Below are 14,058 nucleotides of genomic sequence, written 5' to 3'. Positions count from 1 at the left end.
GGGGAAACTCTCTGTTCACCTGAAGACAAAATCAAAGAGTTCGAAGGTTTAGAACACATTTCCGAACCTGTAGTTACTGTAGCAGTGGAAGCTAAAAATACTAAAGACTTACCAAAACTCATTGAAGTATTAAGACAAGTTGGTAAAGAAGATCCTACTGTAAAAATTGATATTAACGAAGAAACCGGTGAGCACTTAGTATCCGGTATGGGTGAGCTTCACTTGGAAGTTATCGGTTACAGAATCGGTGAAAAAGGTGTAGATATTACAACTTCAGAACCTATTGTTGTATACAGAGAAACTGTAAGACAATTATCTCCACAAGTTGAAGGTAAATCTCCTAACAAGCATAACAGATTCTACTTAACTGTTGAACCTTTAGAACCTGAATTATATGATGCTATCCAGGAAGGAGACATCAAAGAAGGTAGAGTAAAAGGTAAAGAATCTGCTAATGACTTCATGGAACATGGTTTAGATAAAGAAGAAGCTAGAAGAGTATGGGCTGTTCACAACAGAAGCATATTCCTTAACATGACTCGTGGTATTCAATACTTGGACGAAGTTAAAGAATTATTACTCGAAGGATTTGAAGCAACTCTCGAAAGCGGACCATTAGGTGAAGAAATTTCCATGGGATTAAAATTCAAACTCCATGATGCAAAACTTCACGAAGACGCAGTTCACAGAGGACCTGCTCAAGTTTTACCAGCTATCAGAAACGCAATCTTAGGTGCTATGACTCTTGCAGAACCTGCATTATTAGAACCTATGCAGAAAGTAGTTATTGACACTCCAAATGATTACATGGGTGCATGTACTCGTGAAATCCAAAACAGAAGAGGTCAAATTGTTGACATGGGTCAGGAAGGAGACATGGCAAGAATCGAATCCAAAGTTCCTGTAGCTGAAATGTTCGGTTTCGCTGGTGATATCAGATCCGCTGCAGAAGGTAGATGTTTATGGTCTACTGAAATCGCAGGATTTGAACCACTCCCACGTGAGATGCAAAGCCAAATTGTCAGAGAAATCAGACAAAGAAAAGGTTTATCTCCAGAACCGTTCCCTACAAGCCACTACTTAGGAGACGTATAAATTTAAAAATTAAAAATTTAATTTTTTCATTTTTTTTATTTTTATTAAAAATTCATGAAAAAAACATTATCTATTTATATGTTAAAATATAAATTAAATTTAAGCTAACATTTAAGCTTACTAATGTTTGTTAATATATATAATTTAAAGAGGTATTATAATGGCAAAAGAAAAAGAACATCTTAACTTAGCATTTATTGGACACGTTGACCACGGAAAATCCACTTTAGTTGGACACTTATTATTAAAAGCTGGTGCAATTGCTGAACAACAATTAGATGACGGTGAAAACAAATTCAGATTTGTTATGGACAAATTAGGTGAAGAAAGAGAAAGAGGAGTAACTATCGATTTAGCTCACCAAAAATTCTCCACCAAAAAATACGACTACACTGTTGTAGACTGCCCAGGACACAGAGACTTCGTTAAAAACATGATTACTGGTGCTTCCCAAGCAGACGCAGGTGTATTAGTTGTTGCAGCTGACGACGGTGTCATGCCACAAACTAAAGAACACGTGTTCTTATCCAGAACTTTAGGTATCGGTCAATTAATCGTTGCAATCAACAAAATTGACTTAGTAGATTACTCTGAAGACAAATACAACGAATTAAAAGAAGAAGTTACTAACTTAATCAAAACCGTAGGTTTCAACCCTGATCAAGTACCTTTCATCCCATTATCTGCATTTGAAGGGGACAACATCAAAGAAGCAAGTGAAAACACTTCCTGGTACAAAGGTGACACTTTAATGGACGCATTAGACAAATTAACTCCACCTGAAAAACCTACTGACTTACCTTTAAGAATTCCTATTCAAGACGTTTACTCCATTACTGGTGTAGGTACTGTACCTGTAGGAAGAGTAGAAACCGGTATCATGAAAAAAGGTGAAAACGTTATCTTCCAACCTGCTGGAGCTTCCGGAGAAGTTAAATCTATCGAAATGCACCACGAAGTATTCGAAACCGCTGAACCTGGTGACAACATCGGATTCAACGTAAGAGGTGTAGGTAAAAACGATATTAGAAGAGGAGACGTTGCAGGACACACTGATTCCGCTCCTACTGTAGCAAGAGAATTCAAAGCACAAGTTGTTGTTTTACAACACCCTGGTGTAATCACCGTTGGATACACTCCTGTATTCCACTGTCACACCTCTCAAGTAGCATGTACTTTCTTAGAATTAATGCAAAAATTAAACCCTGCTACTGGTGCTGTTGACCAAGAAAACCCTGACTTTATCAAAACCGGTGATGCAGCTATTGTTAAAATCAAACCAACTAAACCAATGTGTCTCGAAAACGCAAAAGAAATCCCACAAATGGGTAGATTTGCTATCAGAGATATGGGTCAAACTGTTGCAGCTGGTTTATGTCTTGAAATTACTGAAAAACAATAATTGTGTAGAAAATTCTGTTTAAGTTTTTAACTTAAACTTTCTTTTCTTTTTTTTGTACTTTGGAGGATAATTAATGAATCAAGCAAGAATTAAGCTTACAGGAACTGATCCAGAAAAATTAGCTTATGTCTGTGATCAACTCAAAAATATTGCTGAAAGAACTGGAGTTGATTTATCTGGTCCTATTCCATTACCTACTAAAAAATTAGTAGTTCCAACAAGAAAATCACCAGATGGTGAAGGTAAAGCTTCTTGGGAAAAATGGGAACTTAGGATTCACAAACGTTTAGTCGGTATTGGAGCTGACGAACGTGCAATGAGACAAGTAATGAAAGTTAATGTTCCTGATAATGTAAGTATTGAAATAGAACTTAAAGGATAAATATTTAGATTTTCTAAATATTTCCTTGTTATTATCATAAAGCCGAGATAGTCTAGCCTGGTAAGGCGCGGGACTTGAAATCCCGTGGAGTTTCTCCGCCTGGGTTCAAATCCCAGTCTCGGCGTTATCTATAATTTTTTGATTTTTTTTAAAATAAGTGTATTTATATTTGTTTTCGCTCTGCCGAGGTAGTCTAGTCTGGTAAGGCGCGGGACTTGAAATCCCGTGGAGTTTCTCCTCCTGAGTTCAAATCTCAGTCTCGGCGCTTATTTATTTTTAAAATAATTCTTTAATTTTTTCATCGAATTCATCAAGTGTTGAAACGATATCCTTTTTTTCCAATTCCTTGATAACAGGTCTTTTTATCATAAGCAAAGCTATATTCTTTTGGTTGGCAGCTTCAATTTTTTCAATGACTCCGCCTATTTCACCGCTTTCCTTTGTTATCATGACACTCGCATCATACTTTTCAATTAAATCGATGTTTTCTTTCAAACTGGCGGCACCTTTCATTTCAATGATGTGGTCGTTTTCAATTCCCAGTTTTTCACATTTCTCGATTGACTTGGGAACTTTCAAGATGCGGGGATAGAACCTGTCAATTGCAACATTTTTCAGGACATCTTCCATAGTATTGGCGCCTGCAAAATGTAAAATGTTTCCCTGAGGGAATTCGTCAGCTATTATCTCACCGGCATTTTCAAAGGATTTTGCATAAATGATGTGTGAATCGTCAATGTCATCAAAGCTTAATGCAGGCCTTTCAAAGCGAATATATTTGATATTGCATATTTTTGATACGCTTGTACTCGTCTGGGTGATGTGTTCGGCAAATGGGTGTGTTGCATCTATCAGCAAATCAAAGTCGGAATTATTTATAAGATCAATAATTTCATCTTTAAGAAGAGGCCTTGCGATTGTATCGTCACTGCCCGCCTCAACAGCCAGTTTTGATCCGTATTCGGTTGTGGTAGTGGTTAATATATGGGTATCGTAATTGTTTTTTAAGTGTTTGATGAGCTCTGTTGAGTCCTTTGTTCCGCCTAAAAGAAGAATGTTTAATTTTTTCATTGTATCACTTTATTCATTATTTTTTCAGCTATTATTATGGTAAATGCAACAATTACAATCATTATCCAGTCGATTATTCCAATACTTGTCGTTTTAAATATGATTTGCAGTTGCGGGATGTATATTATTAGAATTTGCAATATGAATGAAATCAGAATTCCGGCATATAGAAATTTGCTTGATGAATTGGAGTTTGCCTTGCAGTTATATGCATTGAACAGCTGGTAAAGCACAAACAACGTGAATGCCACTGTCATAGCCTTTGTCTGTGATGATGTTGTCAGCTGATAATCGAATACACATATTGTTCCGATTGCCATAACCAAACCTGAAATCAGAATTCTAATAATGGTTTTTCTATTTAATATGTCTCCGGTCTGCGGCTTTCTTTCCATAATGTCCTTTTCGGCACCTTCCATTCCTAAGGTTTGAGCTGGAGGTCCGTCCATCACGATATTTATCCACAGAAGCTGCACTGGTGAAAACGGTATTGGCAGGCTCAGGATACTTGTTCCGATGATTGTGATTATGGCACCGATATTTGTTGACACCTGAAACTTGACAAATCTTTTGATGTTGTCGTAAATCTTTCTTCCTTCCCTAATGGCTTTTACTATTGTTGCAAAATTGTTGTCCTGTATGATCATGTCTGCCGCTTCACGGGCAACTTCAGTTCCGTTACCCATGGCTACTCCAATTGATGCCTTTTTAAGTGCCGGAGCATCGTTTACACCATCGCCTGTCATTGAGACTGTATTTCCTTTCTTTTTGAGTGTTTCGACAATTCTCATTTTCTGGGCAGGTTTCACTCTTGCATAAACTTCAATGTCTTCCACAATCTTTGAATACTCTTCATCGCTTAAACTTTCCAGTTCGGCACCGGTAATTACCTTTCCATCCGTTAATATGTCCAGTTCTTTAGCTATTGCCTTTGCTGTTATTTCATGATCTCCTGTAATCATGATTACTTTAATTCCGGCTTTTTTACAATCTTCAATAGCTTTTTTGGCACTTTCCTTCGGAGGGTCGATTATGCCCACAAGTCCTGTGAAAATCATGTTTGCTTCATCGTCATTCTCATCTTTAATCTTGTATGCAATGCCTATTGTCCTTAAAGCATTGCCCGCCATTTCATCAATTTTTTTCAATAGCGTTTCCTTAATTTCAGGTGTAATTATTTCAATACTTCCAGCATTATCTATGTATTTACTTTTAGCTAAAATTATTTCTGGAGCACCTTTTGAAAATATTATATTATCTTTACCGTCACAGCTATATTCACAGCTCATCATTTTACGATTGCTGTCAAGTGGAATTTCATTAATTCTTTCATATTCTTCAAAATCATTATTTTCTTCTTTAAAATATTTAAAAATGGCCACATCAGTAGGATCACCTATGATTTCACTATTGCTTTCAATTGCATTGTTGCATAGGAGGCCTATTTGGGAAGTTTTGCTTTCATTGTAAAAGAATGTTTGTCTGACAGTCATTTTATTTTCGGTTAAAGTTCCTGTCTTGTCACTGCAGATGACGTCACATGACCCGAGAGTTTCAACGGAAAGCAGTCTTTTTACAATAGCATTGGATTTTGCCATTTCCTGCATTCCCAAAGCCAATGTCAATGTCAGTACTGCAGGCAGTCCTTCAGGTATTGCTGCAACGGCAAGTGAAACTGCTGTCATGAATGTTTCAACAATTGGTATTCCTTTTGAAAATTCCAGAATGAAAACGAATACACATACAATGATTGCTATTGCAGACAGCATCTTTCCAAGTTTTGAAACCTTGATTTGAAGAGGTGTTTCGCCTTCATCCTCCTGAACCATTTCTGCAATTTTGCCTATTTCGGTTTCCATACCTATTTTGGATACGACACCTACGGCATTACCTGAAATGATGTTTGAGTCCATATACACTTCATCGCTTATTTCTTTGGATATTGCTTCTGATTCCCCAGTCAGATAGGATTCATCAACCTGCAGATTATTTGATTCGATTAAAACCAAATCTGCAGGAGTTCTGTCTCCCTCCTCTAAAAGCACAACATCTCCGATTGTAAGTTCCCTGGATTCTATTCTTTGAACTTTTGAGTTTCTCTTAACAATTGCCTCTTTTGTAATCAGGCTTTTAAGCATTTCGGATGCTTTTTGTGAACGGTATTCCTGAATGAATCCTATGATTGCATTTAATATTATTGCAATCATTATAACGGCCGCATCGATAACGTCGCCTACAAAATATGCCGCAACTGCCGCTACAAACAGCAGTCCTATTAAAACGTCAATGAACTGTTCGGCAAATAGCTTCAGTGGACTTTTAGGTTTTTTTTCTTCAAGCTCGTTGAAGCCATACGTGGACTGTCTTTCAACGACTTCATCATCATCCAAACCGTTAACGGATGTGTTATATTTAGTTAAAATGCTTTTTTCCATTTATACACCCAATATGTAGAAACTTGCTTTTTTGTAATTTTTTAATTTTAATTGTGCTCTTTTAGTATTTATATCTTCATTGAACAGAGGTTTGATAATCAGTTTAGTATTTGTTTTTAAAGCCAAATCCACAATATATGGCTGAAGCTCGCTAGGAGGTCTTATTGAATATATTATGTCAAGATCTTTGTATAATTCCAGATTCGGATTTGTAACATCATCTTTAACAACGCTTGAGTCATTTGGAGAGATGTCTGTTTTAAATATTTCAATGTTTTCCTGTTCGCTTAGAAAATCATAAACCTGTGTGAATTTGCCAACGCCGATTTCACATATCTTTGTCGGATTATTGTCACATAATGATAGAATGTATTCTGCGAAATTCTGCCACATACAATCAGCCTGTTTTTTTTTGTTTTCATTAATATTTATTTTAAAAATATTTAAATAACTTTTTTGTTATATTAATGATATGATGATTATTCGCGAGTTTACTCTGGATGATTTAAAAAGAGTTTATGAAATAGAGAACATGTCTTTTGACCAGTCTTATGGAATCAGCATGTTTAAGGGCCTGTATGATATGGGAACAGGTTTTCTGGTGGCTGAAATTGACGGTTATGTTATAGGGTATATCATTTTCTGGATTAAATATGAAAATCAGGGCCACATAATTTCCCTTGCGGTCGATAAGAATTACAGGCGGCTGAAAGCGGGAACTCGCTTGTTATCAAAAGCCATCCAAATACTGATGATGTTTGATATAGCGAACATATATCTTGAAGTAAATGAAAACAATGATGGCGCTTACGAATTTTATAAAGGATTTAATTTTAAGGTGGATAGGGTAGTTCCGGATTATTACAATAATCATGATGGGGCAATTGTGATGTATTTGCCTATTATAAGGTCACGTTAGTGAGATTGCCCAGTCCGGTCATTTGGCTGTACTGAATCAGCGTATCTGAAGTTATTGTTCCGGTCAATATGAGTATCAAAAGTAAAACCAGATAAAAGATAAATATTCCAAGCTGGATGCGGCCGTGCTTTTTGGCTACAGGATCCCTTCTGGTCGTAAGGTATATTGCAATGATAAGTCCGATAAGTCCGCCTAAGATGGAGAATATGTAACCTAATGCGATTAATATTCTGCTTGTATGCGGAGCATCATTGATTCTTTCGGCATCTGCAGATATTTTTCTTTTGATGACAATCGGGTTTAGGGAAGATTCATTATTTTCAAACTGGTTTTTAAAGATTAATGGTGTGCCACATTTTACACAGTAATCTGCCTCATCAGGATTCGGATAATTACATAATGGACATACATTTCCAGATTCTTCTATTTTTGTAAATTCATATCCGCATTTTATGCAAAATCCGTATTGATCATCGCTTGTTGTGTGGCATTGTGGGCATCTTCTTATAACCATATTATCACTTTATTTAAATTTAGTCAATCAATTTATTTAAAAGTTATTATAAATTATTATTTGGGTGTATGTATAATGCTTGAAAGGATGGAAATTACTCAACGGTTCAGTTTTAAAAAATCAAACAAGCATTATGAATGTTTCATTATAGATTTTATTTCCAAAAAGGCTTATTTTAACATTAATGAAATGATTTATCCCGAACAGTTTTATGAGGGTAATTATTCACTTGAAAATCCCTGTGATCCGATTTTAAACGATTTGAAATCAAGAGTGTTGAGTAAAATTTATGATTTGGATGAAAGTGACTGTGAAGTGTTCAAAAGGGAATTTAAAAAGCTGAATCTTTTTGAAGGATTCAAATCTCAGGGCTTCCAGTACTTTGAAAAATTGGAAAATATCTATTCATGCAATATTAATTTCTATTATTCTGATGATTATCAGGAATTTTCCATCAAAAATGATTTTCCCAAAAAATGGTTGGATTTCAATGGACTATTGATTAAATTAGTTCATTTTGATGTTTTAAACGTTTCTAATCTGGAAAATATTGTAACTAATTTATTTTATAATGTAAGAAAAGAAGGAGTTTATGATAAGCTCAACAATAAATTGGAATTGACCTCACTTGAATTCGGGCATTATGAAGCTTTTCCATATGGGAATCCTCATCCCAATATTATGATTGACTTAAAAAAGAGAGAAATCGACGGATATTTTGAAAAGGAAAATGCTGATTTGGATATTCTTTTGAATCTTTTGGAAAGATATGGTGTTTATGAGTGGATTTTTGATTCATATCATAATAAATCCAAGAATTATGACTCTCCTGAACTGGACGGTTATGACTGGTATCTGGAGCTTGTTTTCGAGGATTCAATCATCTGGAACATAATTGGCCATAATGAATATCCGGACACTTACATCTGTCTTGCCCGTGAAATCAAAGAGTTAACAGGTCTGGATTTGCTTGAAATGGAAACGATTCCTGAAGAGGAAATTGAATTATTTGATTATTACGGAAAAATGAAATTATCCTAAAAATTGCTGTTTTTTTCATTAATTATTTATATCTGTAATTAGATAATTTTATATATTATATTAATTTTATCATAGGGGATTATTATGTCAGAAGTCTCATCAAAAGAATTATATGAATTTAAAAAAACTTTAAAAGAGTTATCACAAAAAAGAGGAAGAGGTACAGAACTTGTTTCAGTTTACATCCCGCCGGACAAGCAGCTAAGTGATGTCGGTAAGCATATGAGGGATGAGCTTGGACAGAGTGCCAACATCAAGAGTAAACAGACCAAAAAGAATGTTCAGTCAGCTATTGAGGTTATTTTACAGAGCATACGTTTGTATAAGCAGCCTCCTGAAAACGGGCTGGTTTTATTTGTAGGTATGATTCCTAAAGGCGGTCCTGGTACTGAAAAGATGGAAAAATACATTTTGGAACCTCCTGAACCTGTTGTAACTTACTGGTACAAATGTAACAACGAGTTTTTCTTGGAACCTCTCGAATACATGATTGAGGAAAGGGATACCTACGGTTTGGCTGTGGTTGACAGAAAAGAGGCTACCATTGCTACTTTAAAAGGTAAAAAAATCAATATCATTGGTCACTTGACCAGTGGTGTTCCGGGTAAGCATAAGGCCGGGGGACAATCACAAAGAAGGTTTGACCGTGTTATTGAAGATGAAGCCCGTGAGTTCTTGAAACGTATTGCCAGACGTATCAATGATGAGTTCCTTCCTTTGAAAGATGATTTGAAGGCTGTCGTTATCGGCGGGCCTGGTTTTACCAAAAACGATTTGGTTGATGCCGATTACATTCAGTATGAAATCAAGGACAAGATTATTGCAACCGTTGACACATCATACACTGGTGAGTTCGGTATCCGTGAAGTCATCAACAAATCAACTGATCTTTTAAATGAATTGGATGTTATCCATGAAAAAGAAATCATCCAGAAGTTTTTAGGCGAACTCAGAAAAGATGACGGTCTGTATTCATACGGTGAAGAGGAAGTCAGGAATAACCTTATAATCGGTGCTGTTGACACATTGCTTTTATCTGAAGATTTGGATTCAATGCGCAAAACTTTCAAGTGCGGAAACTGTGGTTTTGAAAAAGGAATCACTGTTAAAACCCAATCTGAAGCGGATTCACTTGAAGAACGCTGTCCTGAATGTAATGAACTGCTGAAAGAAGAAGCTTCTGAACTTTTAGTTGATGATTTTGTTGAATTGGCTGAGGATATGAACACCAGTGTCGAGTTCATTTCCACTGAAACCGAAGAGGGCATGCAGCTTTACCGTGCATTCGGTGGTATCGGCGCAATCCTAAGATATTACGTTGGACACTAAGGATTTTAACCGATCCTTACTTTTTTTTTATTATTTTCATTATTTCGGACATATTTTTTTTAATCTTTTTCTGGTCGGACATATACTTCCACCCATTTTTTGTCAATTATTTAGTCGGACATATACTTCCACCTATTTTTGTTTAATATATTTTATTTATTTTTAAACAATTCACCATTTTTTTATTATTTTTATATATATTTCTAAAATTTATTTGATTTTTTATGATTTTGTCTACAAATTAATGATTTTTGTTGGACTTTGTAGATTAATATAATAAAACTTCTATATAAAATTATAAAATTTTTTATTTATTTTATTATTTTGTCCAATAAATTTATGGATATTGTTAATTCTATTCGGATTTTTTTAAAAAAAGTGAAAACTATTAAATATGAGAAAGTACAAAAAATTAATTGTCATGTCAAAAATATAATTTTGACAGTGAAAATTGGAGGAATAATTTTGTCATACGTAGACGATGTAATTGAAACTATTATTGAACAAAACCCTTCAGAACCAGAATTCCATCAAGCTGTACGCGAAGTATTGGAATCCTTAAGGGTTGTTATTGAAGAAAACGAAGAAGAATACAAAAAAAATGCACTTCTTGAAAGATTAACTAATCCAGAAAGACAAATCAAATTCCGTGTCCCATGGGTAGACGACAACGGACAAGTACAAGTAAATACTGGATACCGTGTCCAATTCAATTCAGCTATTGGACCTTACAAAGGAGGATTACGTTTCCACCCTTCCGTAAATGTCGGTATCATCAAATTTTTAGGATTTGAACAAATTTTCAAAAACTCCTTAACCGGACTTCCAATTGGTGGAGGAAAAGGAGGATCAGACTTTGATCCTAAAGGAAAATCAGACAGAGAAATCATGGCATTCTGTCAAAGTTTCATGACCGAATTATGCAAATACATCGGAGCAGATACTGATGTGCCTGCTGGAGATATCGGTGTAGGTGGTCGTGAGATCGGATTCTTATTTGGCCAATACAAAAGAATCAGAGGTTTATACGAAGGAGTATTAACTGGTAAAGGATTAACCTTCGGTGGATCCCTTGCAAGAACTGAAGCTACAGGTTACGGATTATTATACTTCACCAACGCAATGTTAAAAGCAAACGATATTGACATCGCTGGAAAAACCATTGCAGTATCAGGTGCAGGTAACGTAGCTATTTACGCAATCGAAAAAGCACAACAATTAGGCGGTAAACCTGTAACATGTTCCGATTCAACCGGTTGGATTTACGATCCAGAAGGAATCGATGTTGAACTGTTAAAAGAAGTTAAAGAAGTAAGACGTGAAAGATTAACCGCTTACGCAGAAGCAAGAGAAAGTGCTGAGTACCACGAAGGTAAAGGTGTATGGACCATTAAATGTGACATCGCTCTTCCATGTGCAACCCAAAACGAATTGCAATTAGAAGACGCTAAAACCTTAGTCGAAAACGGTGTTTTAGCTGTTGCTGAAGGAGCAAACATGCCAACCACTATTGAAGCAACCGAATACTTACAGGAAAACGATGTATTATTCGCACCAGGTAAAGCTTCAAATGCTGGTGGAGTAGCAACTTCCGCTTTAGAAATGTCACAAAACTCAGAAAGATTATCTTGGACATTTGAAGAAGTCGACGGCAGACTTCAAACTATTATGGAAACTATTTTCGCAAATGCTGCAGCTGCTGCTGAAGAATACGGAATGGATAAAAACTACGTAGCAGGAGCAAACATTGCAGGATTCAAAAAAGTAGTTGACGCAATGAACGCACAAGGAATCGTATAGATTTCCTTGTTTATTTTTTCTTTTTTTTAGTTATTTCTTATTTATTGAATTATTTAGTCTTTTTTTGTATTTTGTTAATTTTTGCATGTTTTTTATGAATTCAAAGAATTTATTATTTTTTTATTAAGTTTGATATTTTTTTAAAATGTATATTTAATATATTTGTTTACAATAAATATAAATAATATATTTAATATAATAAGTATGATGATTTATTTTTGTTGGGGAATTCACAATGGGTATGAAAACAATTCGCGTAACTGAAGAAGTTCACACAAAACTAGCTCATTTAGGTTTAAAATCTGAAACATATAATGATATTATAGCTAGATTAATTGAGGTGTATGAAAAAATGTATTTTGAGGAATTAACTGATGAAGAAGCAGATTATTATAATGAAAGGATTAGACATTTTGAAAACGGAGACTATTCTGGCACTAGAAAAGTTGATTTAAATGCCATCAGAAAATAGTTCCAAAATTTGTTATGAACTTTTTGAGGATAAAAAAGCAATAAAATTTATGGATAAACATTTCGATGATGAAAGGTTAATTAATAGGATATATGATAAATATCATAGATTAGTAGTTGACCCATATAATGAAGCTGAAAGTTCATTTAAAAGTAGGAAATGTCCAAAATGTATGAAAACTCGGGTTGGTTCATATAGAATCGTATATTTTGTTAATGAATTAACTAAAGAAGTTGAAATAATTGACATTGGCCCTAGGAAAAGCATTTACAAAAAATGGAATTAATTAAAGTATGGTGATTCCATTTATTTCCTCTGCAAGGAATCGTATAAATTTTATTGTTTATTTTTTCTTTTTTTGTAGGGTGTCCGCCAAAATTGATTTTTGAATTTTGCGCAAAAAAATTTTAGCCCTATACTATACTATTTTTTAAATATTTTAATTCATAATTCTTAAATATTAATTTTATATATTAAATTTTTGTTTTATCTATTTTTGATTAATTATAGATTTTTATTTTTGATTTAACTGTTTTTTAAACAGTTAAGTTTATATACTTTGTTGTACATATTTTATATTAGATATAAGTTATTTTGGTGTTGTTGTTTATGGTTAAAAGAAAATTTGATAAGAATCAGATAAAATTAGGTATTAGGACTTTAGATTGGAATGTTCTGAAGGATCATATTTCTCGTTTTGTTGTTGATTTTATTGAAGATGTTTTTTCGCTTTTGGAAATTGATGAGCCTAAGAAAAAGAAAGGAAGAGAGTCATTACCTGTTGATTCAATGTTAAAATTGCTTGTTTATGCTAAAATCCAGCATATTGATAGAGCATCAATAATTGAGGACATGGCAAGGTACCATGATATTTTTAGGTTTGTTTGTGATGATATTAGGCCTTCTGAACGTTCAATTCAAAGGTATCGGAGAGAATACGGTCGTTATTTTGAAGTATTATTGCAAATGACCTTAAGGCATTTGATGAAGGTTTTACTGAATTTAATCACGTTGCTATTGATGGAACTATTAAAAAAGCATATAATTCCAACAACAACACAATCTCTAAAAAAGAAACCAAAATATTAGTCGATTACTATGAAGGACGTTCAGTTAGTCCTGAAAGCCTTGAAAAACTCCATAAACCAGCTAAAAGAATATTGGAAAAAAAGGACATGGATGATGAAGATAAATTGGAACTATTATATGGCATAGAAACACAATTTACATTTACAGGACAAGATAGAATACCTGTAAATGATATTGAAGCTCGTTTTATGAAAGGAAAGAAAGGAAATTACATGGTTGCCTATAATATCCAGTCTGCAGTTGATTACGACACCAAATTAATCTGTGCAATAAACGTCACACAAAGCCTAACAGACCATTATGAACTACCAGCAATCGCCAAAAAAGCAATACAAAACATAAACACCAAACCAAAATACATAAGCGCCGATACAATATACTTAAACCAAATATCACTATCATACCTAGCAGATGAAAAAATAGAAGGATTAATACCAACAAGAAAACAATCCAAAGAAAAAATAGGCAAAATAAACAAAAATCCATACCACAAAGACCACTTTGAATAC

At 34.4% G+C, this 14,058-nt stretch carries 13 protein-coding genes, 2 tRNA genes and 2 pseudogenes; 13 read left to right on the top strand and 4 right to left on the bottom strand.

What is annotated here, in order from left to right; genetic code table 11:
• The 5 genes and pseudogenes from ACKI2W_RS11610 to ACKI2W_RS11590 all read left to right on the top strand — a co-directional run.
• Window positions 1-1,095, top strand: a pseudogene (locus tag ACKI2W_RS11610) (elongation factor EF-2); the annotation flags it as partial.
• Between the two features lie 160 nt (window positions 1,096-1,255).
• Window positions 1,256-2,497 carry a translation elongation factor EF-1 subunit alpha gene (gene tuf, locus ACKI2W_RS11605; RefSeq protein ID WP_292797221.1) on the top strand — a complete coding sequence of 414 codons (1,242 nt, stop codon included), beginning with the start codon at window positions 1,256-1,258 and terminating at the stop codon, window positions 2,495-2,497.
• A 73-nt stretch (window positions 2,498-2,570) separates the two neighbouring features.
• Window positions 2,571-2,879 carry a 30S ribosomal protein S10 gene (gene rpsJ, locus ACKI2W_RS11600; RefSeq protein ID WP_058739846.1) on the top strand — a complete coding sequence of 103 codons (309 nt, stop codon included), beginning with the start codon at window positions 2,571-2,573 and terminating at the stop codon, window positions 2,877-2,879.
• Window positions 2,880-2,920: 41 nt separating this feature from the next.
• Window positions 2,921-3,003 (top strand) — tRNA-Ser (locus ACKI2W_RS11595).
• Between the two features lie 58 nt (window positions 3,004-3,061).
• Window positions 3,062-3,144 (top strand) — tRNA-Ser (locus ACKI2W_RS11590).
• Between the two features lie 11 nt (window positions 3,145-3,155).
• Here ACKI2W_RS11590 and cobK read toward each other — a convergent pair.
• Genes cobK through ACKI2W_RS11575 form a run of 3 tightly spaced genes read right to left on the bottom strand, consistent with a single transcriptional unit; the run spans window position 3,156 to window position 6,778 of the window.
• Complete coding sequence (gene cobK, locus ACKI2W_RS11585) at window positions 3,156-3,950, bottom strand: precorrin-6A reductase (RefSeq protein ID WP_407382111.1); 795 nt, start codon at window positions 3,948-3,950, stop codon at window positions 3,156-3,158.
• Window positions 3,947-6,385 carry a calcium-translocating P-type ATPase, PMCA-type gene (locus tag ACKI2W_RS11580; protein ID WP_407382110.1) on the bottom strand — a complete coding sequence of 813 codons (2,439 nt, stop codon included), beginning with the start codon at window positions 6,383-6,385 and terminating at the stop codon, window positions 3,947-3,949. The genes cobK and ACKI2W_RS11580 overlap by 4 nt, the downstream gene beginning before the upstream one ends.
• The gene (locus tag ACKI2W_RS11575; RefSeq protein ID WP_407382109.1) at window positions 6,386-6,778 is read right to left on the bottom strand and encodes a UPF0146 family protein; all 393 of its coding nucleotides are present in this window, start codon (window positions 6,776-6,778) and stop codon (window positions 6,386-6,388) included.
• An 82-nt stretch (window positions 6,779-6,860) separates the two neighbouring features.
• Here ACKI2W_RS11575 and rimI point away from each other — a divergent pair, with 82 nt between their 5' ends.
• Window positions 6,861-7,304 (top strand): ribosomal protein S18-alanine N-acetyltransferase, encoded by a 444-nt coding sequence (gene rimI / locus ACKI2W_RS11570; protein WP_407382112.1) that lies wholly within the window; start codon window positions 6,861-6,863, stop codon window positions 7,302-7,304.
• On the opposite strand, the gene ACKI2W_RS11565 is transcribed toward rimI, so the two are convergent.
• A complete protein-coding gene (locus tag ACKI2W_RS11565) occupies window positions 7,288-7,818 on the bottom strand; it encodes a zinc ribbon domain-containing protein (RefSeq protein WP_407382108.1) in 531 nt (176 codons plus the stop codon). The genes rimI and ACKI2W_RS11565 overlap by 17 nt on opposite strands.
• 75 nt (window positions 7,819-7,893) lie before the next feature.
• Here ACKI2W_RS11565 and ACKI2W_RS11560 point away from each other — a divergent pair, with 75 nt between their 5' ends.
• The 7 genes and pseudogenes from ACKI2W_RS11560 to ACKI2W_RS11530 form a co-directional block, all read left to right on the top strand.
• On the top strand, window positions 7,894-8,859 hold the full coding sequence (locus tag ACKI2W_RS11560) for a hypothetical protein (RefSeq protein WP_407382107.1): 966 nt from the start codon (window positions 7,894-7,896) through the stop codon (window positions 8,857-8,859).
• An 84-nt stretch (window positions 8,860-8,943) separates the two neighbouring features.
• Entirely contained in the window at window positions 8,944-10,188 is a 1,245-nt protein-coding gene (gene prf1, locus ACKI2W_RS11555) for a peptide chain release factor aRF-1 (RefSeq protein ID WP_407382106.1), read from the top strand.
• A 465-nt stretch (window positions 10,189-10,653) separates the two neighbouring features.
• Window positions 10,654-11,988 carry an NADP-specific glutamate dehydrogenase gene (gene gdhA, locus ACKI2W_RS11550; RefSeq protein ID WP_292797200.1) on the top strand — a complete coding sequence of 445 codons (1,335 nt, stop codon included), beginning with the start codon at window positions 10,654-10,656 and terminating at the stop codon, window positions 11,986-11,988.
• A gap of 241 nt (window positions 11,989-12,229) precedes the next feature.
• Window positions 12,230-12,460, top strand: a complete 231-nt coding sequence (locus ACKI2W_RS11545; protein ID WP_407382105.1) for a hypothetical protein — start codon at window positions 12,230-12,232, stop codon at window positions 12,458-12,460.
• A complete protein-coding gene (locus tag ACKI2W_RS11540; RefSeq protein WP_407382104.1) occupies window positions 12,444-12,746 on the top strand; it encodes a type II toxin-antitoxin system RelE family toxin in 303 nt (100 codons plus the stop codon). The genes ACKI2W_RS11545 and ACKI2W_RS11540 overlap by 17 nt, the downstream gene beginning before the upstream one ends.
• A 323-nt stretch (window positions 12,747-13,069) precedes the next feature.
• Window positions 13,070-13,549, top strand: coding sequence for a transposase (locus ACKI2W_RS11535; RefSeq protein ID WP_407382103.1), 480 nt, complete (start codon window positions 13,070-13,072; stop codon window positions 13,547-13,549).
• Window positions 13,550-13,635: 86 nt separating this feature from the next.
• Window positions 13,636-14,058, top strand: a pseudogene (locus ACKI2W_RS11530) (transposase); the annotation flags it as partial.

It is taken from the genome of Methanobrevibacter sp., assembly GCF_045603845.1.
Lineage (GTDB): Archaea > Methanobacteriota > Methanobacteria > Methanobacteriales > Methanobacteriaceae > Methanocatella.
Note: the sequence above shows the minus strand (reverse complement) of the source record. Positions and strands in the feature narration are given on the sequence as shown.